Origin of the sequence: Bradyrhizobium sp. Ai1a-2, assembly GCF_000426245.1 — a bacterium.
GTDB lineage: Bacteria > Pseudomonadota > Alphaproteobacteria > Rhizobiales > Xanthobacteraceae > Bradyrhizobium.
Genome location: NZ_AUEZ01000023.1, coordinates 1 through 25,781 on the forward strand (window position 1 = coordinate 1; position 25,781 = coordinate 25,781).

The window sequence follows — 25,781 nt, forward strand, 5'->3', positions numbered from 1 at the left end:
CTTGTCGGCCTTCAGGCGGACAATCAGGGTCTCGATCTGGGCCGGCAGCTGGTTGGCGTAGCGGACCGGCCGCCTGGAGCGGTCGCTCAGCGCTTCGAGGCCATGCTCTTTGTAGCGGTCGAAAATCTTGTAGCCGGTCTTGCGGGAGATGCCGAACTCCCGGCACACATCCGTCATGGCCTCCCCATCCAGCAGGCGGGCGACAAAGCGCAGGCGTTCTTCCATCACCGAACTCGCTCTCCACGGCATCCACACCTCCCGCCCCAAAAAAGCGAAAAGTGTAACCCATGTGTCCGGTACGACCTGTCACCTATGTCTCGGGCCGCTCAAGCGCCAGTTTCATTCCGATCCGAAGATCAATGGCGAACCACGACGCAACTGCCTCGTCGGTTCCGTTCCTTCATCCGGAGGAAGGCCGCAACTAGAATTTTACTCCAAGAATCATCGCAGGAAGCGCCTAAAATAGAAAAACATACTGACTTGAAACCTAGCGCATTGTTCGCTCGTTTCGTTTATTGCGTTTAACCGCGAGCAGGATTACATCCCCACCTTAGGGGAGTAGGCACGATGAGCACGCAGATTTTAGAGAGGTCAACCACGCTTCCTTCAAAGGAAGATTCCGCGCTTGCGCAGGAAGCTTCGCGAGCCATTGCGACGAAACAGCCGACGGAACTCAAAGTGAGGCTGGATGATGGTCAGGAATTGGTTTTGCCAAAGTCGGCAACGCGACTGATTGCCCATCTCCTCACCGAGATGGCTCAGGGCAATGCGGTCACGATCATTCCTATCCACGCGATCCTTTCTACTCAGGAGGCCGCCGACTACCTGAACGTTTCCAGACCGCATCTCGTCGGTCTTCTGGAAGATGAGAAGATACCCTTCCATAAGGTCGGGACACATCGACGTATCCGATTCCAGGATTTGGCTGACTACAAGGCTTCATCTGAGAAACGGCGACGCGAGATCATGGAAGAGCTAGCGGCCCAGGCCGAAGAAGAGGATATGGGCTATTAGCCATCACTCTCGCTACACCGTCATTCTCGATGCCTGCACACTATACCCAGCCCCCTTGCGCGATCTTCTATTAGAGACCGCATCCATGGGGCTTTTTCGTGCCAAGTGGACAGACAAAATCCACGATGAGTGGATTTCAAATCTGCTCCAAAATCGCCCTGATCTTGACCCGGAAAAGCTTGCGCTAACGCGATCCCTTATGGACAGCGCTGTTCCTGACTGCTTGGTGTCCGGATACGAAGCCATTATTGCGGCGGTCGATCTCCCCGACGAGGGAGATCGTCACGTTCTGGCAGCCGGGATTCATTGCAACGCCGACGCAATCATAACCTTCAATCTGAAAGACTTCCCGGCCGAAAAGCTCGCGGCGCATCACATAGAGCCGCAGCATCCCGATGACTTTGTGGTGCACCAATTTGGTCTCAACGAAGCCGCCGTTCTGAACGCAGCGCGCCGCTGTAGGCTGAGGCTCAAGAAAAACCCCAGAACCGCCGACCAGTATCTCTTGGCTCTTGAGAGATGCGGACTGCCGCAGGCGGTGGCCCACCTTCGAGATTACGCAGAGATCATCTAAGCCCTTCGGATCGGCGCTTTGGGCTTTTCTTCTTGCGGTGCGCGGCGGTCTATGCGGCTTCGGCTTCCTCCTGAGCATGCGCTTCGAGACAACGCGGCGCGCACACGCTCCGTGGGACCAAAGTTCGCGGCGAAGACGGTGTCACCCACTAAGACCGAAAAGCTGCGGCGCCAAACGCTACTGGACCGAACAACGCATCAGCCAGTTGCACCGGCACGGAATCTATTGGTGATGTCGCAAAACGAAACGCGCCCCCGGGAGTCATCCGGGGGCGCGTTTCGTTTCAAGAGAGGCAGGCAGCATTACTGCTGCGAAACGGTCTGTACCACGCTCGATAGCGGTCGCGCGCTCACCGCCGGGACCTTCATGTCCTTGACCATGAGGGCGTCGTATTCGGGCAGGGTTTCCAGCGGCTCCTTGGCCTTCATCTGGACCACCTTGTAGCCGCCGGCCTTGAGGCGACGCAGCAGCGTCGGCAGGGCCTGCGCGGTGTGCTTCTGCAGGTCGTGCATCAGGATGATGCCCTTGCCCTGCTTGTCCAGCTTGGTCATGACGGTCTGGATCACCTGGTCAGGCGAGCTGGACTTGAAGTCCAGGGAGTCGATGTCGACGGAGAACCTCGCAATGTTCCGGCTCTCCAGATGGGCGAGGGTCGCCTGGGTGTGGGCGAGCGCCGGGAAGCGGAAGAACGGCGAGGGTGCGGTGCCGAGCGCCATCTTCACGGCGCTGAATCCCTTCTCGATCTCGTCCTTGGCCTGCTGCTCCGTCAGCTTCTTGCTGTCGAGATGCGCGTGCGACCAGGTGTGGGCGCCGATCGTGTGGCCGGCGGCGGCGACCTGCTTCAGGATCTCGGGATGATAGGTGGTGTGCAGGCCGATCGGGAAGAACACCGCTTTGGTGCATTCGTCGGCCAGCGCCTTCAGCACCGCCGGCGTGGTCGGCCACGGACCGTCGTCGAAGGTCAGCACGACCTCCTTGTCGGTCAGGAAGTCGAACTGCTTGTACTGCAGGAAGCCGAAGCCCGGTCCGCCCGTGGTGTCGATGACGACGGTGCGGCTGACGCCGAGCGCATCGGGATTGGCACAGGTCGATTTCGCCTGCATCGGTGCGGGAGCAGGCGCCAGCGCCGGAGCGGCAGCCACCGGCTGCGACACCGCGGCGGTGGTCTCCACATCGTCCTTTGCGGCCGATTTCGCGGCGGCCGGCGGCAGAGAGTCCGCTGACCGGGCGGCGATGGTTTGCGGCGGGGCAGCATCGGCCCGCGGCGCAGCAGTCCAGAACCACACTCCGGCGATCACGACCGCCGCAACAACAACGGCCAGCATCAGGCCTATCGGATTACGCATCGCTACTCTCTTGGGAAACTCGGGGCTCGCTCGTAACGAGCCATTAGTGCCAACGAGGTCTTAACGCGATCCCAACGCGCGTCACTTTGACGAAGAAAATTAAGCCCTTGTTCTGCGTGATGGCCATCACAGTCGGTCCGCCCGCCCATGCGGATGATCGGAACATCAACGCGCCCGCCGTCGCGGCGCCAATGGGAGCCGACAATGACCGTTTCGATCACCAATGCCGTTCGCAAGGTCAGTTTGGTGCTGGCCCTTGCCGTCTCGATCTCCGCCCTGTCCTCCTCGGCAAGTCTTGCCTTCAGCTCCGAGGCGCAGCAGATGTGCACGGGCGATGCCTTCCGCCTGTGCAGCGCGGAAATCCCTGATGTCCCGAAGATCACCGCCTGCATGTACAGGCACCGCTCCGAGCTCTCCGGCGGTTGCCGTGCGGTGATGGATCGCGATCTTGCCAAGGGCGGCGGGAAGGTCGCTGTGCAGTAATTCGCACACGCGAGCCAGCTCGCGAGATGCTTGCGGCGGTGCAGCGCAGACGTTTCCGTTCGCTGCGACGTTAGGCCGGAACCGAGCTGTGGGTGCCGTCGTTTGAACCTTCTTCAGTGTGCGGTAACAATTATAGAACGCCGTTGTCCCCCCGCCTGTTGCCAATACGAAGGCTTTGAGAAATGACCAGATTGCTGTTCGTCATTCCGCTGCTTGTGGCGGCGTCCGCGGCGTCGGCGCAGCAACAGGGGCGGGAAGCGTGTACGCGCGACGCGTCGCGGTTCTGCCGGAAATATCTCGACCAGGGCGATCAGGCGGTGCTGGCCTGCCTGAAGGAGCACCGCGGCCGGCTCACCAGGACGTGCCAGCAGACGCTGACCACGCACGGGCAGTAGCAGAGCCGAAAGTTCGTAGCCCGGGTGGAGCGGAACGCGTAACCCGGGACAGGCGTATCAACGTCCGCCTGCGGGTCCCGGGTTACGCTTCCGCTTCACCCGGGCTACGACGGACCAGGGGACGGACTCAGGTGCTGCTCCCGGCCGCCGTCGCGACGACGGGCAATACTTCGGTGGCTCCGGGGTCGGGCGTCTCGTCCTTCCAGCGCACCGAGCCGAACGGGCGCTCCAGCATGCGGCGCACGCGGATCGGTTCGGGGCCGAGATGGAAGGCGATCGCCTTCAGATGCAGTTCGCGCTCGGATTGGGTGGCGCGGTTGCGCTGGCGCAGGTAATCGAGCCAGGTCGGGCAGTGATAGCGCTCGGTCCACAATTCGGGATCGGCGATGTCGCGCGCGATCGACCAGCCATAGGCGCCGTTGCGCTGCCGGCTGAGCTGCACGTCCTGCATCACATTGTGGAAGGCGCGCGCGTTGTCCTGCGCGACGCGGTATTCGATCTCGACCACCAGCGGCCCGCTGCGCGGAGTGAGCGACAGGCGAACCTCGGGATCGGCAAGCGCCTCGGTGGCGTCCTCGTTGCGGGCGCCGACCGGGGGCATCCTCAGCCATAGTCCGAGCAATGGAGATAGCAGCATCAGGGCGGCGGAGACCAGCAGCGCGACTTCGACGCCGGCGCTATCGGTGAGGCGGCCCCAGCCCCAGCTTCCGATCGCGATCCCACCCGCGATCGCGGCCTGGAACGCTGCCAGCGAGCGGCCGGCGACCCAGCGCGGCGCCGAGAGCTGTACGCCGATATTGAACAGCGCGATCGCCAGCATCCAGACCGCGCCGGCCAGCACCAGCGCTGCCGCCGTCACCACCGGCTGCTTGCTGATCGCGACCGCGGCGATTGCGCCCGCCATCGAGATCGCGCAGACGCGCACCGCGGCCTCGCCGCTCATCCGCTTGCGTACCTCGCCGATATTGAGGGCGCCGAGCACCGCGCCCATGCCGAAGGCGCCGAGCATGATGCCGTAGGTCTGCGCGCCGCCATGCAGGAGGTCGCGCGCCACCAGCGGCATCAGCGCGGAGACCGAGCCGCCGATGATGCCGGTGACCAGCGTCCGCGTCAGCACGATCTTGATCGACGGCGAATGGTTGATGTAGCGCACGCCCGAGACGATGGCGCGGTTGAGCCGCTCGCGCGGCAGCCGCGACGGCTCACTGACGCGGTCCCAGAGGAACAGCACGATCAGCAGCGGCAGATAGAACAGGGCATTGAGCGCGAAGGCGGCCACCGCGCCCGCGATCGCGACCACGATGCCGCCGATCGCCGGCCCGAAGCTGCGGGCGATGTTGTAGCTGATGCCGTTGAGCGCCACCGCGGCCGGCAGCGTTTCGGGCGGCACCTGCTCGCTGACCGAGGACTGCCAGGCCGGGCCGAACAGCGCCATGCCGCTGCCAACGACAAAACAGAGCGCAAGCAGAATATTGGGTGTCACCAGGTCGAACCACGCCAGCGCGGTCAGGACGGTGGCGCCGACCAGCGCGATCAGAAGCGACACCATGGCCACGACCCGGCGGTCGTGCATGTCGGCAATGGCGCCGGCCGGCATCGAGATCAGCATCACCGGCAGCATCAGGGCAGTCTGCACCAGCGCCACCTTGTCGGCCGCAGATGTCATCTGCGTCATCGCCCAGGCGGCACCGACCCCCTGGATCAGGATCCCGAGGTTGGAGAGCAGGCTCGCCAGCCAGATTCGCCGGAACACCGGATGCCTCAGCGGCGCCAAGATGCCGTCGGCGGCAGGGCTCGAGCGTCGCGGCGATGTTGTCATGGTGGTTCCGTGGTCCTCTGCCTGATTCCGGTAGCGGAGTGATGCCCGTCAAACGCCTGCATTGTCCAGCCGTCATGCTGTCATTTCCGTTCCGCAAAAACACGGTTTGGGAGCTTGAGGAGCGGGGCGGGGTAACAAATGCGCGCGTTCGGACGAACCTCTTCCAAACGGCGCTTTTTCGCCTTCATCACCCCCGGATGGAAAGCGTAGACTGGCCGGATCGAGACTGGAGCAAGCACCATGAGCATAGCCGAAGTCTACGACCTGCCGGTGGCTCGGAAGCGGCTGGTTCCGCCATGTCCGCCGCGCGCGCCCGACGACCTGTCCGCCTTCAGGCGCATGACGCTGATCAGCCGCAGTCCGATCGCAAGCTGGAGCCAGCGCGCCTATGAGGAGGAGATCGTCCGCGGCCGCTTTTTCGGCCGCAGCAGCTTCATCCTCAACACGCCCGATGCCATCAGGCATGTGCTGGTCGACAATTACGAGAATTATACGCGCACGCCGGCCGCCTTCCGGGTGTTGCGCCCAATGCTCGGCGAAGGCCTTCTGATCGCCGAGGGCCGTGCCTGGAAACATCAGCGCCGCACGCTCGCGCCGGCCTTCACGCCGCGTGCGATCACGACATTGGTGCCGCACATGATCGCGGTGACCGACGAGACCATTGGAAAGCTCAAGGCCGCGAGCCATGGTCCGGTGGACCTTCGCGAGACGATGCAGCGGATGACGCTCGAGATCGCCGGCCGCACCATGTTCTCGTTCGGCATGGATCGCCATGGCGGCACCTTGCGCGATTTCGTCATGGAATATGGCGCGCGGCTGGCGCGGCCGCGCTTCCTCGACATGCTGCTGCCGTTGAGCTGGCCGAGCCCGCAGGATCTGGCACGCGCCCGCTTCCGCAAGCGCTGGACCGCGTTCGTCAACATGCTGATGGCGGAGCGCCGCGCCGCCGGCAAGACGAGCGATGCGCCGCCGCGCGATCTGTTCGACCTCATGGTCGCGGCGCGCGACCCCGAGACCGGGCAGGCCTTCACCGACGCTCAGCTCGGCGACGAGATCGCGACCATGATCCTTGCCGGCCATGAGACGACGGCGACCGCGCTGTTCTGGGCGCTCTATCTGCTTTCGCTCGATCCGGCGACGCAGGAAGATCTCGCCGCCGAGGTGAAGGCGGTGGCCGCTGGTGGCAGGCTCGAGATAGAGCGGCTGAAATTCACCCGCGCCGTCATCGACGAGACGATGCGGCTCTATCCGCCCGCTTTCCTGATCGCGCGCGCCGCGGCGGGGGCGGATACGATCGCTGATATGCCCGTGAAGAAGCATGACGTGGTGATGATCGCGCCATGGCTGCTGCACCGGCATGAGAAGCTCTGGCACGATCCGGCGGCGTTCGTGCCGTCGCGGTTCATGACCGGCACGCCGCCCGATCCCTTTGCCTATCTCCCGTTCGGCGTCGGCGCGCGGGTCTGCATCGGCGCGCATTTCGCGCTGGTCGAGGCGACGCTGGCGCTGGCGAAACTGATCGGCGCCTTCCGCGTCTCGCTGGTCGACAAGCGGCCGGTCATGCCGGTCGGGGTGGTGACAACCCAGCCCGACCACTCGCCGATGTTCAGGATCACGCCGCGGTAGTCCGGCCTTGCGTTTCGGCGCGGGTCATCTCATTTAAGGTTCCGCCATGAGCGATTCCCAGGCCCAGTTTGCAGTGTTGAAACAAACGGCCGATCCGGCCGTCGTCGACGAAATCGCGCGGCTGATTGCCGATGGCCAAGATCGCGATCTCAACCGTATCAATCCGCTGGACTTCGCCAGGCGTACCGGGCTCGACGAGGAAAGGACCATTTCCGGTTTTCTGCACGCGTCACGGCTCGGCCTGTTCGACATGAGCTGGAACGTGCTGTGTCCTGGCTGTGGCGGGGTGCTCGATGCGCACTCGACGCTGAAATCGTTGCGTCACGACGACTATAATTGTGCGCTTTGCGCTGCCGGCTATGAGGCTTCGGTCGACGAAATGGTCGAAGTCGCCTTCACCGTCAGCCCGCGAGTCCGCCGCATCGGCGCGCATGATCCCAACACGCTGCCGATCTGGGAATATGTGCGGCAGATGTTCTGGAGCTCCGGCGTCGACCTCAACGACGAATCGTTTTCACGGCTGATCAATGAAGCCACGCTGGAAGCGCTCGAAATGCCTCCTGGCGAGAAGGCGATCCTGTCGCTGAACTTGCCTAACCAGTACATCATCGTGTTCGAGCCGGTGACGCATTCGGCCCACTTCCTTGACATTCAAGGCGAGCCGACCACCGAGCGCCAGCAGCTTTCAATCGTCTACAACAAGCTGCAGGCGCCGACCGGCACGACGGTGCTGCGGCCAGGGCCATTGCGACTTTCGCTGGAAAATCAGGCCGGCGTCCGCGTACTGCCATCGGTCTGGATCGCCGGCGACGCTCTGCACGAGATGCTGGGCAGGCGCAAGCCGATCCTCACTGCGAAGCGGATGCTGAGCAACCAGACCTTCCGTGACGTCTTCAAGGCCGACAATCTCAATGTCGACCAGCGGCTGAAGATCACCTCGCTGACCTTCCTGTTCACTGATCTCAAGGGTTCGACCGCGCTCTATGAGCGGGTCGGTGATCTCGCCGCCTTCGATCTTGTGCGTGCGCATTTCCATGCGCTGCTCGAGATCATCGCTTCCGAGCACGGCGCGGTCGTGAAGACTATCGGCGATGCTGTCATGGCGACCTTCATCAAGCCTGAACATGCGCTTGCTGCCGGCCTGCGCATGCGCGCGGCGATGAAGAAGCTCAACGACGAACGCGGCAGGGAGGACCTGATCGTCAAGATCGGGATTCACGAGGGCCCGTGCCTCGCGGTGATGCTCAACGAGCGCCAGGATTATTTCGGCCAGACTGTCAATATCGCCGCGCGTGTGCAGAGCCTGTCGACCCAGCAGGAAATTCACATCACTGCGCCGGTGATCGATTCGCCGGAAGTGCTTTCCATTCTAAGGAACGCGGAGATCCGGCCGATCCAGAAGGAAGCGGCGCTGCGCGGCATCGCCGACAAGATGGTGGTGTACGAGATACCTTGAGCGGCTGGTTTAAGCGTCATTTGCGAGCGAAATCGGCCTTACCGGCGCCCAGATTGCCTAAACGTAATGCAGGCGGCAGAACCGGCGCGATTGCGCGGGTTGGGTTTACGCGCCATATACCTCCCGTACACTGTCAATCGATAGAGGCGTTGATGCTTGACGGACTTCGCCAGTTCATTGCCGATATTGTGTCGACCGACGCGCAAGCGGATCGCGCGTTCGACGACAATGATTATCGTCTTGCTGCCACCGCGCTGCTGGTCCACGTCGTCTCGATCGACGGCGAGCCGAGCGCGAACGAGACGCGCAAATTGCACAGCCTGATCGAAAGCCGCTTTGGACTCGATCGCGGCACCGCCGACAAATTGATCGCTTCCGCAACGCGGATCGAAGGCGAGGCGGTGGATCTCTATCATTTCACCAGCGTCATCATGCGGCAGGTGAACGAGGAAGGGCGTCTGCGCATCGTCGAGATGATGTGGGAACTGGTCTATGCCGATGGCCAGGTCAGCGAGTTCGAGGACAACGTGGTGTGGCGCGCGGCGGACCTGCTTGGTGTCTCCTCGCGCGATCGCATCGATCTCAAGCGCCGCGTGGCCGAGAAACAGGCGAGCCTGCCCCGCGGTCCCTGGGGCGTTGCGGACGCGGCAATCTGACGCGCGGCGTTCGCGGGCTGTTCGCTATGCCGTGCAGATGACGAAACTTTAATGTATATCGCACAACCGGCCCGGTCTGTGCGATAAGCCTCAAAATGAAGCATTCCCGTCGCGACCAAGACCGGCGCTGCATGCGGATATTCCCGCGTGTGGCTTGCGCCGGACCATAAGCCTATGCTCTCGTCCGGCCGTTCGTAACGGGCCCTGTGATTGATTAAGAGCATTCGATCGTGACCGAGTGTGTGACGCTGATTACCGGTGCATCAGCGGGTATAGGCACCGAGCTGGCGCGCGTTTTCGCATCCAACGGTCACCGCGTGGCGTTGGTGGCGCGCCGCGCCGATCGCCTCACGGCGCTCGCCAGTGAAATCACCGCCAAGGGCGGCGCGGCGCCGATCGTGATTCCCTGCGACCTCGAACAGTCAGATGCCGGCGACAAGATCGCTGCCGCGCTGGCCGAGGCCGGTGTCGAGGTCGAATATATGGTGAACAATGCCGGCTTCGGCGTGTTCGGCTATGCGAACAAGCGCGACCGCGTCGACCAGCTCAACATCATCAACGTCAACATCCGCGCGCTGACCGACCTGTCGCTGCGATTTACCGATTCGGTGATCCGAAATCGTGGCGGCATCCTCAATGTCGGCTCGATCGCCGGCTTCCTGCCGGGGCCGGGCATGGCGGTCTATTACGCCTCCAAGGCCTATGTGCTGTCGTTCACGGAGGCGCTGCGTAAGGAGCTCGAGCCGCACGGCGTCCGTGTCACCCTGCTCTGTCCGGGGCCGGTGCTGACGGAATTCCAGGCCCGCGCCGGGTTCGCGCCGGGATTTGATTCCGCCATCCTCAACGTTTCGGCGGCAGAGGTCGCGCGGCAGGCCTATCGCGGCTTGATGGCGAACAAGCGCGCGGTGCTGCCCGGCTTGATCAAGGCGGTGCCGCTCCTGCTCAGGTTCTTCCCGCGCTCGTTCATCCTGACGGCGGTCGGCGGCTTCCAGCTGCGTCGGCGCTGACGCGGATCGAGGGCGCTGGATTCTCGTCTTGACGCGTTTTCTTCATGCGAACCGGTGTCCACCCTCGGATCAAGTCCGAGGGCATGCTTCGCTCGAAAGCGCTCTCATCTGGCCCGCGATTTGCTTACAAATTTTCGATGAGTTGGCGTGAGCTCACCCGAAATTAAGAACCACTTAGGCATGCTGCCCGTTTGCTGCATGCCGCCTGAGGTCGATGTCGTCACGGTCTGAAAAAACCAATGTCGTGCTGCCTTTCCGCGGCGGCGGGCGCGCGGACGTCACCCCAACCGGGCCTGCCTCCCTGCTGCCGGTCCTGATCGTCCTGCACCAGGAGACGTCCAAGCCTGGCCGTGTCGGCAACGCCTTGCGTGCGCTGGGCCATCCCCTGGATATCCGCCGCCCGCGGTTTGGCGATGCGCTTCCCGAGACATTGGACGAACATGCCGGCGCCATCGTCTTCGGCGGCCCGATGAGCGCCAATGATGGCGATGATTTTGTGCGGCGGGAGATCGACTGGATCGAGATTCCGCTGCGCGAGCAACGGCCGTTTCTCGGCATCTGCTTAGGGGCCCAGATGCTCGCCAAGCAACTCGGCGCAACGGTCGCGCCGCACCCGGAAGGTCGCGCCGAGATCGGCTATTATCCGATCCGCCCGACCGAAGCAGGCCGCGCGCTTTGCCCCTATTGGCCGCGGCAAGTGTATCACTGGCACGGCGAGGGATTCGAACTGCCTGACGGCGCCGAGCTTCTGGCCGAGGGCGACGATTTTCCGGTGCAGGCGTTCAGATACGGACACGCCTTCGGTCTGCAGTTCCACCCTGACGTCACCTACGCGATGATGCATTGCTGGACCACGCGCGGCTGCGACCGCCTGGATTCGCCCGGCGCACGCCCACGCCATCAGCATTTTGCCGACCGCGCCGTCTACGACGCGATCGAGCGGGCGTGGCTGAAGCATTTCATGGATGACTGGCTCGCGCGCGTGCCGATGGCGGTGATGTCGGAGGCGGCGGAGTAGGGGGGTGGTTCGCGCGAATGCTGCACCGCTAGGCGATATGATTTGTGGAGATTAGCCCGTCGTCGCCCTTCGGGCTATGCCGGGCACCACGCTTCGCCCCTCGGGCTCTGCGCGGCTGCGCCACGCGTAGCCCGAAGGGCGAAGCGTGGTGGAGCCAGGCGGGATCGAACCGCCGACCTCATCATTGCGAACGATGCGCTCTCCCAGCTGAGCTATGGCCCCGTCCAGACCGGTCCGTGCTGAGCAGTTCGGCCGGCAATCGGCGCCATTTACCGTCCCGTCCGAGCCCAAGTCAAGAACAGTAAACGCGGGGTTTTTGGCGCGATCGGCCCGGAAGTTCCCTTGTTTGTGCAGGGGCGAACCGATATTTAGCTCGTTGTCCCACCCGCGAGCCCCCTCCACATGCGCGCCGTCCTCGACATCGTTATCATTGTTCTTGACCTCTATGTCTGGCTCCTGATCGCCGCTGCCATCCTGTCGTGGCTGGTCGCGTTCAACGTCGTCAACACGCGCAACCAGTTCGTGTCAGCGGTGGCTGAGTTCCTGTACCGGATCACGGAACCGGTGCTGGCGCCGATCCGGAACATCATGCCGAACCTGGGCGGGCTCGATATCTCGCCGATCATCGTGATCCTGCTGATCATGTTCATCGAGCGGGTGATCATGTACTACGTCTACCCGAACGTGATCTGAGCGCCCTTCGGCCAGTGACCGATCCTTGACACAGCTTCCCTGGCGCTATTCCACCGCTGGCATCAGCGTCGCACTGCGCGTGACGCCCCGGGGCGGCCGCGACGACATCGATGGCATCGAGACGCTGTCAGACGGCCGCAGCGTGGTGAAGGTCCGGGTCCGCGCCATCGCCGACGGCGGCGAGGCCAATCGGGCGGTGACGGAACTGCTTGCCAAGGCGCTGGGCGTGCCGAAGGGGCGCGTGAAGATCCTCTCGGGCGCCACGTCGCGGCTCAAACAGGTGGCGATCGATGGTGATCCGCGACAGCTCGGCGACACCTTGCGCCAGCTGACCGCGACCAAAGCGAAGGATTGAGATGACGGCTCACATCATCGACGGAAAAGCCATTGCAGCCGACCTCCGCGCCCGCGTGGCGGGAGAAGTTGCCCGCGTCAAGCGCGAGCACGGGCTCGTGCCGGGGCTGGCAGTGGTCCTGGTCGGCAATGATCCCGCAAGCGAAGTCTATGTTCGCAGCAAGCACACGCAGACGCAGGCCGCCGGCATGGCCTCGTTCGAGCACAAGCTGCCGGCCGATGTCGCAGAGGCCGATCTGCTGGCGCTGATCGGCAAGCTCAACCGCGACCCGGCGGTGCACGGCATCCTGGTGCAACTGCCGCTGCCGAAATCCATTCACACCGAAACCATCATCAATGCCATCGATCCGGCCAAGGATGTCGATGGCCTGCATCCGAACAATGCCGGGCGGCTCGCCGGCGGCTTTGCCGCACTGGCGCCCTGCACGCCGCTCGGCTGCATCATCCTGACCAAGAGCGTGCATGCCTCGCTCGAAGGCATGAATGCGCTGGTGATCGGACGGTCCAATCTGGTCGGCCGTCCGCTGGTGCAGTTGCTGTTGAACGAGAACGCGACGGTGACGATCGCGCATTCGCGCTCGCGCGACCTGCCGAAGCTCGCCGCCGGCGCCGACCTGCTCTATGCGGCGGTCGGCAGGCCGGAGATGGTGCGCGGCGACTGGATCAAGCCGGGCGCGACCGTGATCGATGTCGGCATCAACCGCATTCCGGTAGAAGGCGGCAAGCCGCGGCTGGTCGGCGACGTCGCCTATCAGGAGGCGCTCAACGTCGCCGGCGCGATCACGCCGGTGCCTGGTGGCGTCGGGCAGATGACGGTGGCCTGCCTCCTGGTGAACACGCTGCGCGCCGCCTGCGCGATCGCCGGCCTGCCTGCGCCGGGGGTTTGAGGCCGTAGCCCGGGTGGAGCGCCAGCGTAACCCGGGGGCCGATCCCAACGTTGATACAGATGTCCCGGGTTGCGCTACGCTTCACCCGGGCTACGGGGGTTTCGCGTCACCCCGCGCTGTTCTCGATGAACCGCCGATAGAATCGGATCATGTCGGCATAGCCCTCGATGCTGAGGCGTTCGTTGGTGCCATGGAAGCGCTTCAGGTCCTCGCTGTTGGCGCGCACCGGGGAGAAGCGGAAGATGTTGTCGGTGATCCCGGCATAGTGCCGCGAGTCGGTCGCGGCGATCATCAGGCCGGGCGCGACGATGACGTCCGGATAGATCTCGCGGATGGTGCGGTTCAGCGTCTGGTAGGACGCGCCGGCCGTGGCAGTCGCCAGCGGCGGATCGGTATTGCCGGGAAACGGCTTGATCGAGATGCGATCATTGCCGACGGTGGTGCGGACATGATCGGTCACGCTCGCCTTGGTGTCGCCGGGAAGCAGGCGGAAATTGACGGTCGCCTCGGCGCGGCCGGGCAGCACATTGTCCTTGTCACCGGCGTTGAAGATGGTGAGCGCGGTGGTGGTACGGACCATCGCTTCCGTCGGTCCGGTCTTCGCGAATTCGCGCAAGAGCAGCGGCTTGAACAGCCAGATATTCGACAGGATCACGCGGTTGACGCCGCTCATCTCGGGCGCCAGCGTGTCGAACATCTCCGACACCGTGGCGCGGATCTGCATCGGCAGGCGGTGATCCTCGAGCCTTGTGAGCGCCGCGCTCATCATGCCGATCGCGGTCTCGCGCGGCGGCATCGAGGAGTGACCGGGCGTCGCCTGCGCCGATAGCACCAGCGTGGCATAGCCTTTTTCTGCGACGCCGATCAGGGCAGCCGGCTTGGCAAGCCCCTTCATGATGCCGTCGGTGATCAACAGGCCTTCGTCGAGCACGAAGTCGAGCTTGATCCCGCGCGAGCCGAGTGTCGCGGCGATCGCCTTGGCGCCGCGCGTGCCCGCGACCTCCTCATCATGGCCGAAGGCCAAATAGATCGTCCGCTTCGGGTGAAAACCAGCTTTCGCCAGCGCCTCCGCGGCCTCCAGCATCGAATAGAGGTTGCCCTTGTCGTCCCAGGAGCCGCGACCCCAGATGAATCCGTCGGCAATCACGCCGTCATAGGGCGGTTGCTGCCAGTCCTTGTCGGTGCCTGGCGCGACCGGCACCACGTCCTGATGCGCGAGCAGGGCGATCGGCCGTGCCCGCGGATCGCTGCCTTCCCAGGTGTAGAGCAGGCTCAGGCCGGCGATGACCTCGCGCTTAGCCGCGGCATGAAACGCCGGGAAGCTCTTCTCGATATGCGCCTGCATGCCGCGCAGCGCCACGGCATGCTGCTCTGGCTTTTCGAAGCTCGAGATCGTCTTGAAGCGGATCGCCTCGGCCAGTCGGGCGGCGGCGGCTTCCGCATCAACGGCCGCGCGCGGGATGGCCGCGACCTGGAGCTGCCGCGAGCCGCGGCTGAAGACGTTGAAGGCGACCACACCGGCAATGACGACTGCCGCTGCAAGCAGGAGCAGCAGGGCCTTGCCGATGATCTTGATCAGCCTGCGCAATCGTTCCCCCTTGACACTCCCGTGTCCCGGAGGCGCCGCACTGCGCGTTCGGGACGCGCTAGAGCCTATTTGGTCCTGATTGAATCAGAACCGAAGCTCTAGATTCTTGTTCTTGACGCGTTTTCTGCGCAGATAAGTCTACGCAATCTGCGTAAACTTGATTGCTGTGCGAACCGGTATCCGCTTCGCTCGAAAACGCTCCAGCTATTTCTTCGCGCGTGCGATCGCTTCGGTGATCAGCCTGCGCGCTTCATCGGCATCGCCCCAGCGCAGCACTTTCACCCATTTGTTCTTCTCGAGATCCTTGTAGTGCTCGAAGAAGTGCTGGATCTGGTCCAGCGTGATCTGGGGAAGGTCGCTATAGGTCTTCACCTTGTCGTAGCGCTGGGTGAGCTTCGACGAGGGCACTGCGAGGATCTTCTCGTCGCCGCCCGCCTCGTCCTCCATCAGCAGCACGCCGACCGGGCGCACGCTCATCACCGCACCTGGCACGATGGCGCGGGTGTTGACGATCAGGACGTCGCAGGGGTCGCCGTCGTCGGACAGCGTGTGCGGGATGAAGCCGTAATTGCCGGGATAGCGCATCGGCGTATAGAGGAAGCGGTCGACCACCAGTGTGCCGGCTTCCTTGTCCATTTCATATTTGATCGGCTCGCCGCCGACCGGCACTTCGATGATGACGTTGACGTCATGCGGCGGATTCACTCCGATCGATACCGCATCAATACGCATAGAGAACTCCGTGATTGCCAGCGCAGGTGCGCCGGGCAGGGACCGTGATTGCTGCTGTCATACGCGGGCCGGGCCCGCCCATCCATCTAACTTTCGAGGAGGAATGATGGATTTTTGGGCTATTGGTTGACGCACGCACGCCATGCCGACCTAGGGCCGCCCCCAGCCTCAGTTGGTCCAGGCAAAAGCGACCTTGTCGAGCGATTTCGGCCCGAACCTTTCCGAAGAGCGCGCCACCATGCGGCCGCCGAGCGCACGATAAAACTCCGTGGCCGGGTCGTTATCGGACAGCGCCCAGACCACCATGCTCTTCAGCCCGCTCTGCACGAGATCGCGGCGGGCGGCATTGAACAGGCGGCGGCCGAAGCCGAGGCCCTGGAATTCCGGCCGGAGATAGAGTTCGTAAATCTCGCCTTCGAAGTGCAGGCTGCGGGCGCGGTTACGGCCGTAATTGGCGTAGCCGGCGATCTTGTCGCCGAACACCAGCACGCTGACGCGGCTGCCCTTGCGGATTGCACTATCCCACCAGTGCGGGCCGCGCCGGTTGATCAGCTTTTCCAGTTCGGCGCCGGGAATGATGCCCTGATAGGCTGAACGCCAGGCTTCGTCATGCGTAGCCGCTACCGCGGCTGCATCCGCAACCTTGGCCGGCCGGACCTCTATCAGGGTTGTGCTCATGGTCCAATCAAAGCAAGTCGGCGCGCCGCCTTCAAGCTCTATCGTTAATTATCGGTTAACCTGTGGACTTTCTGCATCAGTTTTCGAACGACTTGTACCGAAAGAGGACAGCGCGAGCTTCAATCGGCCGGTTCGTGATGCTGGAAGCGGGCTGGCGTCACGCTGATGACATATGGTCAGCAAGTGTGTCGTGAAATAGCTGCTCCGGGGGCTGATTCGCGAGACAGTCTTTCGGCGAATTCTGTTTCGCCCAGCATGATCGCGTCAGGCCGAGGATGCATTCACTAAAGTGATTCTCGCTCTGCTTGTTGTCGCGGCGCTCGGCTCTGGGCCAGTCCTGGCGCAATCCGTCCTGGGGGCGCAGGACGAGGAGGGCGAGCCGAACCGGCGGCGGCAATGGCTGGTGCCGTCGCCTGACCCCGCGCGGCCGGCGCGCGCCTTGCTGTTTCGCCCGCCGGGCGCCGGGCCGCGGCGGCTTGCCGATGCCTTTCGCGAGGCCGGCGGGTGGGCGGACTTTCATGTCTTGCCAGCCTATGGCGGCGAGGGCCACGGCTGCCGGAAAGCCAGAATGGCATTAATCTCGCCATAGCAGAACTCGATCGCGCGCTGAGAGCGCCGCGTCCTGCCGGGGCTAAACCATGACGCTCGCTCGCTTCACCGCCGCGAAAGAATGCGTGGAAACAGAATGACACCTTGGCCCGACGATGACGTGATCCTCTACGACGGCGTCTGCATCTTCTGCTCGCGCTGGGTCCGCTTCGTCGTCGCGCGCGACACGGATCGCCGCTTCCGCTTCACGCCGGTCCAATCGGGCTACGGCACGCGGCTGGCGCGGGCATTCGGCATCGATCCCACCGATCCCGACACTAACGCCGTCGTGCACGGTGGCGTGGCATATTTCAAATCCGACGCTGCGCTGACAGTGCTGAGCCACTTGCCCGGCTGGCGCTGGACCAAAGCACTGTTCGCAGTGCCAAAGTCGCTCCGGGATGCCGTCTACAATCTCGTCGCCCGCAACCGCTATCGCATCTTCGGCAAATACGAGACCTGCTTTGTGCCGGATGCGGAGATGCGGACGCGGGTGATGGAGTGATCATGGGTCGGAGCCGTAGGAAGGGTAGAGCGAAGCGAAACCCATCAGCTCACCTAGCAAGCCGTGCGAAATGATGGGTTTCGCTGCGCTCTACCCATCCTACGACTCCGTCCTCCCCGCGAAAGCCTCGTAGCCCGGGTGGAGCGCCAGCGTAACCCGGGGCCGCTCGCAAGGCGGATACAGACGTCCCGGGTTGCGCTTCGCTCCACCCGGGCTACGGTGCTCGCGATGATGGGGAAGCGGTTAGCGCTTCGGCTTTGACGCCAGCACTTCCCTCGCCGCGCGCTCGCCTGAGTCCCGCGCGCCATGTGCGGTGGAGAAGAAGTTCGGCGAGGTCGCTTCACCCGCAAAGAACAGCCGTCCGTCGACGGGCGCGGCGAGCACGGCGCGTTTGCCCGCATGGCCGGGGAGTGCGTGCGAATAGGCGCCGCGGGCGAATGGATCGTGCGCCCAGCGGGATTCCCTCAGCGGCGTCAGCTTGCGGCGGATGTCGTTGCCGAGGAAGCCCGCGATTTCGTTGATGCTGTGCGCGGCAAAGGCGCCGTCGCCGGCATCTTCCAGCTCTCTTGCAAAGCGGCCGCCGAAAAAGCCTTCGATGCAGGGTTGGCCGAACGGGCGGATATGATAGGTGCCCATTTCGGTGCGCATGGTGGCGCCGCGCAGATTGCCTTCCTTCGGAAAGCGTTCCGCGTCCGCGAGTGCCAGCACCACCTTGTCGTCGACACCAAGCGGCAGTCCCCGCGCGGCATCGACCTTTGCCGGCAGCGCCGGCGAAAAGCGGATCGCTTCATCCGCGATCAGATTGGTCGGCACGGTCACGATCACGTGGTCGGCCGCAAGCGTGCCCAGCGACGTTTCGAGACGCAGGCGTTTTCCGGAATGGTCGATCAGCGTGACATTGCAATCGAGCGCGACGGGACATGAAGCGGCATACGCGGCGATCAGCGCGCCATAGCCACGCCGGACGCGCCAATTGATGTTGGTGTCCTCGTAAGCCTCCATGTCCAGGATCGAGACCCGGTCGAGCTCGCAGCCGTTCACATAGGTGGAGATCGCATCGATCATCGGATTCCAGCGATTGCCCGGCTCGAGATAGCGGCTGGCGGGCGCGTCCTCGCCGGTTTGCGCGGCTTCCCAGGCGCGTTCATAGAATTCGTCGAGCGAGCGGATGAAATCGTCGCGATCGGCCTGCGGGAATGCCTTGCCGTACGCGCGCTCGCGCCAGGGCGGCAACGCCTTGTCGATTTCGAAACTCAGGTCTCTGGCGATGGCGACGAAACTGTTCTTGTCCGCCGAATGCAACCAGCCGCAGCCGACGTCGAACACCACATCCGGCGCGGCCTGCACCGTATGCGCCCTCCCGCCGACGCGGTCGCGTGCTTCCAGCACGATCGTGGAAAGGCCGGACTCCTTCAGTGCATTGGCTGCGCCAAGGCCGGCTGCGCCTGCACCGATGATGGCGACGTCGACAGAGGAGGGAAGGGACATTTAGTCAGCGAATAGTGAGTGGCGAATGGCGAATAGGGTATAGGAAACGTTGCCAGAGGCCAAACGTCGCTATTCGCTACTCCCCATTCGCTATTCGCGTGATTACGCCACCGCTTCCTTGGCCTTTTCGGCGCGCTTGCGATCGTTCGGATCGAGGTGCTTCTTGCGCAGCCGGATCGACTTCGGCGTCACTTCGACGAGCTCGTCGTCCTCGATATAGGCGAGCGCCTTTTCAAGGGTCATGCGGATCGGCGGCGTCAGGCGCACCGCTTCATCCTTTGCGGTGGTGCGGATGTTGGTGAGCTGCTTGCCCTTCAGCACGTTGATCTCGAGATCGTTGTCGCGGGTGTGCTCGCCGACGATCATGCCCTTGTAGACCTTCCAGCCCGGCTCGATCATCATCGGGCCGCGGTCTTCAAGCTTGAACATGGCATAGGCGACGGCTTCGCCCTGGTCGTTGGAGATCAGGACGCCATTGCGGCGGCCCTGGATCTCGCCCTTGTAGGGTGCATAGCCGTGGAACAGGCGGTTCATGATCGCGGTGCCGCGGGTATCGGTCAGCAGTTCGCCCTGATAGCCAATGAGCCCGCGGGTCGGCGCATAGAACACCAGCCGCAACCGGTTGCCGCCGGACGGGCGCATCTCGATCATCTCGGCCTTGCGCTCGCTCATCTTCTGCACGACGACGCCGGAATGCTCCTCGTCGACATCGATCACGACTTCCTCGATCGGTTCCAGGGCCTGGCCGGTGGCCTCGTCCTTCTTGAACACGACACGGGGACGCGACACCGAGAGCTCAAAACCTTCGCGGCGCATGGTCTCGATCAGGATCGCGAGCTGCAACTCGCCGCGACCGGAGACCTCCATGGAATCCTTGTCGGCGGCTTCGGTGACGCGCAGCGCCACGTTGCCCTCGGCCTCGCGCATCAGGCGATCGCGGATCATGCGGCTCGTCACCTTGTCGCCCTCGGTGCCCGCGAGCGGGGAGTTGTTGACGATGAAGGACATCGATACCGTCGGCGGATCGATCGGCTGCGCCGGCAGCGGCGTCTCGACGGTGGGATCGCAGAAGGTATCGGCGACGGTACCCTTGGTGAGGCCGGCAATGGCGACGATATCGCCGGCTTCGGCCTCATCGAGCGGCACGCGCTCGAGTCCGCGGAACGCCAATATCTTTGTCACGCGTCCCTGTTCGACCAGCTTGCCTTCCGCGTTCAACACCTTCACGGCCTGGTTCGGCTTGAGGATGCCGGAAGAGATGCGGCCGGTGATGATACGGCCGAGATAGGGATTGGCCTCGAGGATGGTGCCGATCATCCGGAACGGGCCCTCTTCGACCTGGGGCGGCGCGACATGCCGCACGATCAGGTCGAACAGCGGCTGCATGCCGGCTTCCTTCGGGCCCTCGGGGCTCTCGGCCATCCAGCCCTGCTTGGCTGAACCGTAAAGGATCGGGAAATCGAGCTGCTCCTCGCTGGCGTCAAGCGCCGCGAACAGATCGAACACCTCGTTGATGACTTCGGTTGGCCGTGCGTCGGGGCGGTCGACCTTGTTGATAACGACGATCGGCTTCAAGCCGACCTTGAGCGCCTTGGAGACCACGAACTTGGTCTGCGGCAGCGGGCCTTCGGCAGCGTCCACCAGCACCAGCGCGCCGTCCACCATGTTGAGGATGCGCTCGACCTCGCCGCCGAAATCGGCGTGGCCGGGCGTATCGACGATGTTGATGCGCATGTCCTTCCACTGCACCGAGGCGGCCTTGGCGAGGATGGTGATGCCGCGCTCGCGCTCGAGGTCGTTGGAGTCCATGGCGCGTTCGGCGACCTTCTGGTTCTCGCGGAACGTGCCGGATTGTTGCAGCAGGCGGTCCACCAGGGTGGTCTTGCCGTGGTCGACGTGGGCGATGATGGCGACGTTACGAAGATTCATGGCTCTGCTTTTCAGTCGTGCACAGGTCTTGAGCGATCTCGCCGGGAAGCCGGGATCGATCTTTGGAACTACGGCCCCTCCGGGTCCGGATCACACTCAAGCCTTTGAAATCTCGCGGGGCGCGGTTCGCCTCAAAAAGCAAGCCCGGCCAAAAGGGACCGGGCAAAGCTTGCGCGTTTGCGGCGCAATATAGTCAGAAACCGCCAAAAAACAATGCGTTGTTTGCCGGTTGCGGGCCGTTTTTCGGACCCCGCCGGACCCTCCTTTCACCTCTCCCGCTTGCGGGGGAGGTCGGCGCGCAAGCGCCGGGTGGGGTTCTCTCCACATATTCGGACAGCGCGAATCGCGGAAACACCCCCACCCCAGCCCTCCCCCGCAAGCGGGAGAGGGGGCGCACCGTCGCCGGGGATGCATTCAGCCTGATTCATGATCTCGCTATCCGGCTTCCTCTTCCTCGCTCGGATAGACCCCGCGGAGCACCTCCTCAAAGTGGTCCTTGACCGCCTCGTTGCACAGGCAGGAGCGGAGGCGCAGGCCGTCGAGGTTGCGCACCAGGATTGACCCGCGGCGCGTCTCCAGCACGCCTTCGGCCTTGAAGGACTGGATCACGCGGCTGGCATAGCTGCGGCCTACCCCCAGCAAAGTGGAGAGCTGCTCGTGCGTGAGTGGCACGGCGCCGTCGCCATTGGTGCGTTCCATCGCCGAAATGATCCATTTGGCCGTGCGCTGCTCGATCGAGTGGATCGCGTTACAGGCCGTTGACTGGAACACCTGCGCCAGCATGCAATCGGCATAGCGTGCGAAGATGTTGCGGATCGAGGACGATTTCAGCTTGGCCGCTTCCAGCTTGCTGACCGGCATCCGCACGAACGGTCCGCCGAACTTGACGATGATGCGGGTATAGGCGGGAAGGAATCCCTGGCTGACGATGCCGCCTACAGCACCCTCGCGGCCGACCAGGATGGTCTCGACGTCGCGGCCGTCCTCGTTGGTGACAAGGTAGGAGGCGAGGGTGGCCCCGCAGGGAAAATACACCGTCTCGACGTCGTCGCCAGGGCTGTAGAGCAGGTCGTTGGCGTTGGCCTCGGCGCGCGCGAGGTGCGGTGCGATCAGCACATAGTCGGCGTCGCTCAGATGACGCAACAGATTGTTAAAGGGCCGCTCGGGCCTGGCCGGTTGGTTGCGTTGTTGAAGCATCGGGTCTCCCCCTTACCAACCGCAACGATAGTCAACCCGTTCCTCTTGTTGTGTTCACAAGTGAACAGACGCCGGAACCCCGGTATGGTCGTTTCGACGTGGGAACCGGCGGCGTGCTCGGGCGAGGCGCCGGCAGCGTGCCGAAGGCCGGCTCATCACCAGCAATCAGATCAATCCTTCAAGGCAGGACGCGGCATGCACATGAAACCCGCCCTCTTCGACAGCATGCCCTCCGACGTGTTGATCGTCGAGGATGACCCGATCATCGCCATCGATTTCGAGGACACCATCCTCGGCTTCGGAGTCAAGACAGTGCGGACAGCAACCAGCGTGGCGAGAGCACTTCAGATCATCGCCTATCGCCGGCCCGATTTCGCATTGCTCGATGTCGTGCTGGCCCGCGAGAACACGTTTGCGCTCGCGGAGAAGCTGGACGCGCTGCAGATCCCCTATGTCTTCGTCACCGGCTACGGTGCTGATGTCCAGCTTCCCGCCGCGCTGGCCGACAAGCCGCGCCTGGTCAAGCCGTGCTCAAGCGAGACGCTGGAAGGGGCGCTGCGGCGCCGGGTATTAGATCCGTAGCCTGGATTTCGCGGCGCTCCATCCGGGCCACGGTCGTTCGGCTCGGCGCCCGCGGCTACACCGGCTTCGGGTCGAGCGTGGTGGACCACAGCGCGACGTCGGCGCGGTCGCGCAAGGTCACCGTCATCTGTCCGGTCGCGCCGTCGATCTTGACGTGGCCGAAGAACTGCATGCCCGCGGAGGGCGGCAGGTTCTGCTTGTCGGCGCCCGGCGCCTTGATGAACTTCACCTCGGGTCCAAACGTGTTGTCGAGCTCGTTGGGGCCGAAAGTGCCGGCATGCAACGGGCCCGAGACGAATTCCCAGAACGGGTCGAAGTCCTGGAACTGCGCCTTGTTCGGATTGTAGTAGTGCGCGGCGGCGTAATGCACATCCGCTGTGAGCCACACAGTGTTGACGATCCCGGCGGTCTTGATGAAGCGCAGGATCTCGGCGATCTCGAGCTCGCGGCCGCGCGCCGGGCCGTCGCCTTGCGCGAACGCTTCGGAGCCTTTGCTGTTGGCCGCATCGTCATAGACGATGAGGCTGAGCGGCATGTCGGAGGCGATCACCTTCCAGGTGGCACGCGAATTGAGCAGTCCGCGCTTCAGCCAGGCGAGCTGGTCCGGGCCGAGGAAATAGGCATCAGGGCCGTAGCTGGTCTGCTGGTTCGGACCGTTGGGTCCGCGATAGCTGCGCTCATCCAGCATGAATACGTCCAGATGCGGCCCGTAGCTGAGCGTGCGATAGACGCGTCCCGGCTCGACGATGCTTTCGCGCATCGGATACATCTCGTGGAAGGCGCGCGCCGCGCGCGCCGCCAGCACGTTGATGTCGCGCTCCTTGTAGGCGGCGGGAAGCTGCTTCGACAGCGACCAGTTGTTGGTGACCTCGTGGTCGTCCCACTGCACGAAGATCGGCACTTCCGCATTGAAGCCGCGCACATGCTCGTCGAGCAGGTTGTACTTGTGCGCCGCGCGGTACTCGTCGAGCGTCTCGGCGACCTTGGCCTTCTCCGGGATGGTGAGGTTCTTCCACAGCTTGCCGTCGGCGAGCTTCACCTCGGAGGGAATGACACCGTCGGCATAGATGGTGTCGCCCGAGTGCAGGAAGAAATCCGGCTTGTATTTGGCCATCGTGGCGAAGGTGAACATGCCGCCATCGTCGGGATTGATGCCCCAGCCCTGGCCGGCGACGTCGCCGCCCCAGACAAAAGTGACATCGCGCCGGTCGGCGGGCGCGGTGCGGAAGCGGCCGACCACGGGCTCGCCGATGACGTTGACATGGGCGAGGTCGCGGAAGCGGACGCGGTAGAAGATATCCTGGCCCGAGGGCAGGTTTTCCAAGAGCATCTTGGCGGTGAAATCGCTTTCCGGCAGTGCCGCGATCGGCGGCAGCGAGCGCGCGTCCTTGAACGATTCGGCGGTCGCGACCTCGACCATCATCTGCGACGGCCGATCGGCGCGCGCCCAGACCACCCCGCCGTCAACCCCGACGTCGCCGGATTGCACGCCATGCGTGACGGCCGGCCGATCCGCGGCGCGGGAGAGATAGGGCATCGCGATGACGCCGGCGCCAGCCGCGGCTGAAGAGAGGAATTTTCGGCGGGAAATCCTGAACGTCATTGCATGCCTCCGTCGGTTCGGCACCGGATGCGCCGAAATGTCGCAACAGACCTAGAAGGATTCTATGACGAAGCGATTACGGCTTTGGCCGCGACGTTGGGTATCCCGCCTCGGCTACGCAGTGCCGGCGGCGCGGAATTGCGCGCCGGCGCGCTGCAGGTTTTGCGGCATACTGATCAACAGCAGCTTACGGTCGGTGACCGCGTTGTGGAATTGCTCGAGCGCGATGTTGAAGGCGGTCAGCGTGCCGTGCTCGATCGCGCCGTGCTCGAAACAGGTCAGCGCCTCGCGCAGAATGCTGTCGGCTTCCGCCTGCATCTGGTCGAGCTCTTCCATCGAATCGCTGTGGCGCGCGGCGGCGAGCATGTCGAGCAGCCGATCGCGCTGCGAGGTGTTGACGCTGCGTTCGTCCTTCTTCAGGTAACCGGCAAACCAGGCGCCGGCCGAACCCATCGCGGACACCAGCATCAGCCCCCACCAGATGTAATCGCTGTAGCGGTCGAGGAAGGTCTTCTCGTCGCCATCGACGAAAGCCGCAGCGCCAGGATGCGCGGGAATCGTGGCGTCCTTGTCGGTGTCCGGCGTCTCGATCCTTGCAGCCAGCGGGAAATCGTTTTTCAGCGACTGCCGGATCGAGAATAGCTGCCGGGTGAAGAGAGCGATGGTGGATTCGGAAGTACCCTTGCGTGCCACGATGTGGTGCGAGAAGCTGATGGTCTTGACCTCGTCCTCCGGACGGTCGGCGCCGCCGAGCGAGCCGGCGGGGATTTGCGAGGCCTCATAGGCGGGATGGTTCTGCGCGATCGCTTCCGCCGCGTCGATGGCGAGGAAGGTCGGCGCGCCGCCGTCGCGGGTCGAGGCCGCAATCGCATCGATCGTGATCTTGCTGCTGATGGGACCGGCGGCGAGATAGGCGTCCGCCTTCTGGCCCTTGATTGCCTCGGCGGTCTCGTTGGCAGGAAACTGGACGATCTCGACCTTGGCGGGGTCGACGCCATATTGCTGCAGGATCACTTTCAGCAGGTTGACGTTGGCGGGCGTGCGACCGACGACACCGACGCGATGGCCGGCGAGCTGCGCGATCTTGGTGATTTTTGGCGCGGCCTTCTTGCCCCTGCCTTTACCCTGCAAGGGCACCCAGATGGCCACGACATTCTTGCGCAGTGTCGCCACCGCCTGCGCATTCTTAGGGACATCCAGATCGCCGCGGATAATGGCGAGGTCGGCCTTGCCGTCGGCCAATGCCTCGGCGCTGGCGACCGCGCCATCGGTCTGCATCAGACGCAGGCGAATCTGGCCGTTGCTCTGGTTGAAGGCTTGGGCCAGCGCCTGGACCACCTTGAGATCGTCGCTGTTGGCCGGGCCGGCCGCGATCCTGAGGTTCACCGGCCGCATGGCGAAGTAATAGCCGGCGACCAGTGCGCCGATGATGGCAAGCACACCGGCGATCATCACGAAACCCAGCCGTCGCCGCGCCGAACGCGGCGGGGGCGAAGCTGGAGCGGCGACGAAGTCGGGCTCGGTCATCGATCGCGCAAACAGCCGTTTGAGGTTCTGGGTCAT

General features: G+C 63.8%; 26 protein-coding genes and 1 tRNA gene. 15 read left to right on the top strand and 12 right to left on the bottom strand.

Annotated features, from left to right (window positions below):
- On the bottom strand, nt 1–225 hold a 225-nt coding region (locus tag K288_RS45780; protein ID WP_043160095.1), incomplete at its 3' end, for a helix-turn-helix domain-containing protein.
- 342 nt (nt 226–567) lie between these two features.
- On the opposite strand from K288_RS45780, the gene K288_RS0117245 reads away from it, so the two are divergent.
- Nucleotides 568–1,014, top strand: coding sequence for a helix-turn-helix domain-containing protein (locus K288_RS0117245; protein WP_027580674.1), 447 nt, complete (start codon nt 568–570; stop codon nt 1,012–1,014).
- Between the two features lie 22 nt (nt 1,015–1,036).
- Nucleotides 1,037–1,588, top strand: a complete 552-nt coding sequence (locus K288_RS0117250) for a PIN domain-containing protein (RefSeq protein ID WP_256378832.1) — start codon at nt 1,037–1,039, stop codon at nt 1,586–1,588.
- 302 nt (nt 1,589–1,890) lie between these two features.
- On the opposite strand, the gene K288_RS0117255 is transcribed toward K288_RS0117250, so the two are convergent.
- Nucleotides 1,891–2,934: a polysaccharide deacetylase family protein gene (locus K288_RS0117255; protein ID WP_027580676.1), complete on the bottom strand. Its 1,044-nt coding sequence runs from the start codon at nt 2,932–2,934 to the stop codon at nt 1,891–1,893.
- 204 nt (nt 2,935–3,138) lie between these two features.
- On the opposite strand from K288_RS0117255, the gene K288_RS0117260 reads away from it, so the two are divergent.
- Together K288_RS0117260 and K288_RS0117265 are read left to right on the top strand one after the other, a co-directional pair.
- A complete protein-coding gene (locus K288_RS0117260) occupies nt 3,139–3,417 on the top strand; it encodes a hypothetical protein (protein ID WP_027580677.1) in 279 nt (92 codons plus the stop codon).
- Between the two features lie 182 nt (nt 3,418–3,599).
- Nucleotides 3,600–3,812, top strand: a complete 213-nt coding sequence (locus K288_RS0117265; RefSeq protein WP_027580678.1) for a hypothetical protein — start codon at nt 3,600–3,602, stop codon at nt 3,810–3,812.
- A gap of 127 nt (nt 3,813–3,939) precedes the next feature.
- On the opposite strand, the gene K288_RS0117270 is transcribed toward K288_RS0117265, so the two are convergent.
- Nucleotides 3,940–5,631, bottom strand: a complete 1,692-nt coding sequence (locus tag K288_RS0117270; RefSeq protein ID WP_027580679.1) for an MFS transporter — start codon at nt 5,629–5,631, stop codon at nt 3,940–3,942.
- 240 nt (nt 5,632–5,871) lie between these two features.
- Here K288_RS0117270 and K288_RS0117275 point away from each other — a divergent pair, with 240 nt between their 5' ends.
- The 5 genes from K288_RS0117275 to K288_RS0117295 all read left to right on the top strand — a co-directional run bounded on the left by K288_RS0117275 (nt 5,872) and on the right by K288_RS0117295 (nt 11,394).
- Nucleotides 5,872–7,257, top strand: coding sequence for a cytochrome P450 (locus tag K288_RS0117275; RefSeq protein ID WP_027580680.1), 1,386 nt, complete (start codon nt 5,872–5,874; stop codon nt 7,255–7,257).
- 46 nt (nt 7,258–7,303) lie between these two features.
- Nucleotides 7,304–8,713 (top strand): adenylate/guanylate cyclase domain-containing protein, encoded by a 1,410-nt coding sequence (locus K288_RS0117280; RefSeq protein WP_027580681.1) that lies wholly within the window; start codon nt 7,304–7,306, stop codon nt 8,711–8,713.
- Between the two features lie 152 nt (nt 8,714–8,865).
- On the top strand, nt 8,866–9,369 hold the full coding sequence (locus K288_RS0117285; RefSeq protein WP_027580682.1) for a TerB family tellurite resistance protein: 504 nt from the start codon (nt 8,866–8,868) through the stop codon (nt 9,367–9,369).
- Nucleotides 9,370–9,599: 230 nt separating this feature from the next.
- Nucleotides 9,600–10,376, top strand: a complete 777-nt coding sequence (locus K288_RS0117290) for an SDR family oxidoreductase (protein ID WP_027580683.1) — start codon at nt 9,600–9,602, stop codon at nt 10,374–10,376.
- A 304-nt stretch (nt 10,377–10,680) separates the two neighbouring features.
- The gene (locus tag K288_RS0117295) at nt 10,681–11,394 is read left to right on the top strand and encodes a glutamine amidotransferase (RefSeq protein ID WP_244443169.1); all 714 of its coding nucleotides are present in this window, start codon (nt 10,681–10,683) and stop codon (nt 11,392–11,394) included.
- Between the two features lie 146 nt (nt 11,395–11,540).
- On the opposite strand, the gene K288_RS0117300 is transcribed toward K288_RS0117295, so the two are convergent.
- Nucleotides 11,541–11,616 (bottom strand) — tRNA-Ala (locus K288_RS0117300).
- 180 nt (nt 11,617–11,796) lie between these two features.
- Here K288_RS0117300 and K288_RS0117305 point away from each other — a divergent pair.
- From K288_RS0117305 to K288_RS0117315, 3 genes are read left to right on the top strand one after another with little or no spacing between them, the layout of a single operon-like run.
- Nucleotides 11,797–12,087, top strand: coding sequence for a YggT family protein (locus K288_RS0117305; RefSeq protein WP_027580685.1), 291 nt, complete (start codon nt 11,797–11,799; stop codon nt 12,085–12,087).
- 25 nt (nt 12,088–12,112) lie between these two features.
- The gene (locus K288_RS0117310; RefSeq protein WP_027580686.1) at nt 12,113–12,442 is read left to right on the top strand and encodes a DUF167 domain-containing protein; all 330 of its coding nucleotides are present in this window, start codon (nt 12,113–12,115) and stop codon (nt 12,440–12,442) included.
- Nucleotide 12,443: 1 nt separating this feature from the next.
- On the top strand, nt 12,444–13,328 hold the full coding sequence (locus tag K288_RS0117315) for a bifunctional methylenetetrahydrofolate dehydrogenase/methenyltetrahydrofolate cyclohydrolase (protein WP_027580687.1): 885 nt from the start codon (nt 12,444–12,446) through the stop codon (nt 13,326–13,328).
- 106 nt (nt 13,329–13,434) lie between these two features.
- On the opposite strand, the gene K288_RS0117320 is transcribed toward K288_RS0117315, so the two are convergent.
- The 3 genes from K288_RS0117320 to K288_RS0117330 all read right to left on the bottom strand — a co-directional run bounded on the left by K288_RS0117320 (nt 13,435) and on the right by K288_RS0117330 (nt 16,326).
- Complete coding sequence (locus tag K288_RS0117320) at nt 13,435–14,916, bottom strand: M20 family peptidase (RefSeq protein WP_027580688.1); 1,482 nt, start codon at nt 14,914–14,916, stop codon at nt 13,435–13,437.
- 204 nt (nt 14,917–15,120) lie between these two features.
- On the bottom strand, nt 15,121–15,648 hold the full coding sequence (gene ppa / locus K288_RS0117325) for an inorganic diphosphatase (protein ID WP_027580689.1): 528 nt from the start codon (nt 15,646–15,648) through the stop codon (nt 15,121–15,123).
- Nucleotides 15,649–15,816: 168 nt separating this feature from the next.
- Nucleotides 15,817–16,326 carry a GNAT family N-acetyltransferase gene (locus K288_RS0117330; protein WP_027580690.1) on the bottom strand — a complete coding sequence of 170 codons (510 nt, stop codon included), beginning with the start codon at nt 16,324–16,326 and terminating at the stop codon, nt 15,817–15,819.
- Nucleotides 16,327–16,615: 289 nt separating this feature from the next.
- On the opposite strand from K288_RS0117330, the gene K288_RS0117335 reads away from it, so the two are divergent.
- A complete protein-coding gene (locus tag K288_RS0117335; RefSeq protein WP_027580691.1) occupies nt 16,616–16,915 on the top strand; it encodes a hypothetical protein in 300 nt (99 codons plus the stop codon).
- Between the two features lie 96 nt (nt 16,916–17,011).
- On the top strand, nt 17,012–17,419 hold the full coding sequence (locus K288_RS0117340) for a thiol-disulfide oxidoreductase DCC family protein (protein WP_027580692.1): 408 nt from the start codon (nt 17,012–17,014) through the stop codon (nt 17,417–17,419).
- 243 nt (nt 17,420–17,662) lie between these two features.
- Here the strand turns inward: K288_RS0117340 and K288_RS0117345 are convergent, their stop codons facing one another.
- The 3 genes from K288_RS0117345 to K288_RS0117355 all read right to left on the bottom strand — a co-directional run bounded on the left by K288_RS0117345 (nt 17,663) and on the right by K288_RS0117355 (nt 22,033).
- Nucleotides 17,663–18,907: an NAD(P)/FAD-dependent oxidoreductase gene (locus tag K288_RS0117345; protein ID WP_027580693.1), complete on the bottom strand. Its 1,245-nt coding sequence runs from the start codon at nt 18,905–18,907 to the stop codon at nt 17,663–17,665.
- 102 nt (nt 18,908–19,009) lie between these two features.
- Nucleotides 19,010–20,836 carry a translational GTPase TypA gene (gene typA / locus K288_RS0117350; protein ID WP_027580694.1) on the bottom strand — a complete coding sequence of 609 codons (1,827 nt, stop codon included), beginning with the start codon at nt 20,834–20,836 and terminating at the stop codon, nt 19,010–19,012.
- A gap of 435 nt (nt 20,837–21,271) precedes the next feature.
- Nucleotides 21,272–22,033, bottom strand: a complete 762-nt coding sequence (locus tag K288_RS0117355; RefSeq protein WP_027580695.1) for a Crp/Fnr family transcriptional regulator — start codon at nt 22,031–22,033, stop codon at nt 21,272–21,274.
- 195 nt (nt 22,034–22,228) lie between these two features.
- On the opposite strand from K288_RS0117355, the gene K288_RS0117360 reads away from it, so the two are divergent.
- Nucleotides 22,229–22,615 (top strand): response regulator, encoded by a 387-nt coding sequence (locus K288_RS0117360; RefSeq protein WP_051334587.1) that lies wholly within the window; start codon nt 22,229–22,231, stop codon nt 22,613–22,615.
- Nucleotides 22,616–22,670: 55 nt separating this feature from the next.
- On the opposite strand, the gene K288_RS0117365 is transcribed toward K288_RS0117360, so the two are convergent.
- Nucleotides 22,671–24,218: an alkaline phosphatase D family protein gene (locus K288_RS0117365; RefSeq protein ID WP_027580697.1), complete on the bottom strand. Its 1,548-nt coding sequence runs from the start codon at nt 24,216–24,218 to the stop codon at nt 22,671–22,673.
- Nucleotides 24,219–24,332: 114 nt separating this feature from the next.
- Nucleotides 24,333–25,781, bottom strand: coding sequence for a TAXI family TRAP transporter solute-binding subunit (locus K288_RS0117370; protein WP_027580698.1), 1,449 nt, complete (start codon nt 25,779–25,781; stop codon nt 24,333–24,335).

Coding starts and splice junctions, on each gene's coding strand:
- K288_RS0117245 (WP_027580674.1), top strand. CDS start 568: ATGAGCACGCAGATTTTAGAGAGGTCAACCACGCTTCCTTCAAAGGAA.
- K288_RS0117255 (WP_027580676.1), bottom strand. CDS start 2,934: ATGCGTAATCCGATAGGCCTGATGCTGGCCGTTGTTGTTGCGGCGGTC.
- K288_RS0117260 (WP_027580677.1), top strand. CDS start 3,139: ATGACCGTTTCGATCACCAATGCCGTTCGCAAGGTCAGTTTGGTGCTG.
- K288_RS0117265 (WP_027580678.1), top strand. CDS start 3,600: ATGACCAGATTGCTGTTCGTCATTCCGCTGCTTGTGGCGGCGTCCGCG.
- K288_RS0117270 (WP_027580679.1), bottom strand. CDS start 5,631: ATGACAACATCGCCGCGACGCTCGAGCCCTGCCGCCGACGGCATCTTG.
- K288_RS0117275 (WP_027580680.1), top strand. CDS start 5,872: ATGAGCATAGCCGAAGTCTACGACCTGCCGGTGGCTCGGAAGCGGCTG.
- K288_RS0117280 (WP_027580681.1), top strand. CDS start 7,304: ATGAGCGATTCCCAGGCCCAGTTTGCAGTGTTGAAACAAACGGCCGAT.
- K288_RS0117285 (WP_027580682.1), top strand. CDS start 8,866: ATGCTTGACGGACTTCGCCAGTTCATTGCCGATATTGTGTCGACCGAC.
- K288_RS0117305 (WP_027580685.1), top strand. CDS start 11,797: ATGCGCGCCGTCCTCGACATCGTTATCATTGTTCTTGACCTCTATGTC.
- K288_RS0117315 (WP_027580687.1), top strand. CDS start 12,444: ATGACGGCTCACATCATCGACGGAAAAGCCATTGCAGCCGACCTCCGC.
- ppa (WP_027580689.1), bottom strand. CDS start 15,648: ATGCGTATTGATGCGGTATCGATCGGAGTGAATCCGCCGCATGACGTC.
- K288_RS0117330 (WP_027580690.1), bottom strand. CDS start 16,326: ATGAGCACAACCCTGATAGAGGTCCGGCCGGCCAAGGTTGCGGATGCA.
- K288_RS0117340 (WP_027580692.1), top strand. CDS start 17,012: ATGACACCTTGGCCCGACGATGACGTGATCCTCTACGACGGCGTCTGC.
- K288_RS0117345 (WP_027580693.1), bottom strand. CDS start 18,907: ATGTCCCTTCCCTCCTCTGTCGACGTCGCCATCATCGGTGCAGGCGCA.
- typA (WP_027580694.1), bottom strand. CDS start 20,836: ATGAATCTTCGTAACGTCGCCATCATCGCCCACGTCGACCACGGCAAG.
- K288_RS0117355 (WP_027580695.1), bottom strand. CDS start 22,033: ATGCTTCAACAACGCAACCAACCGGCCAGGCCCGAGCGGCCCTTTAAC.
- K288_RS0117360 (WP_051334587.1), top strand. CDS start 22,229: ATGCACATGAAACCCGCCCTCTTCGACAGCATGCCCTCCGACGTGTTG.
- K288_RS0117365 (WP_027580697.1), bottom strand. CDS start 24,218: ATGACGTTCAGGATTTCCCGCCGAAAATTCCTCTCTTCAGCCGCGGCT.
- K288_RS0117370 (WP_027580698.1), bottom strand. CDS start 25,781: ATGACCCAGAACCTCAAACGGCTGTTTGCGCGATCGATGACCGAGCCC.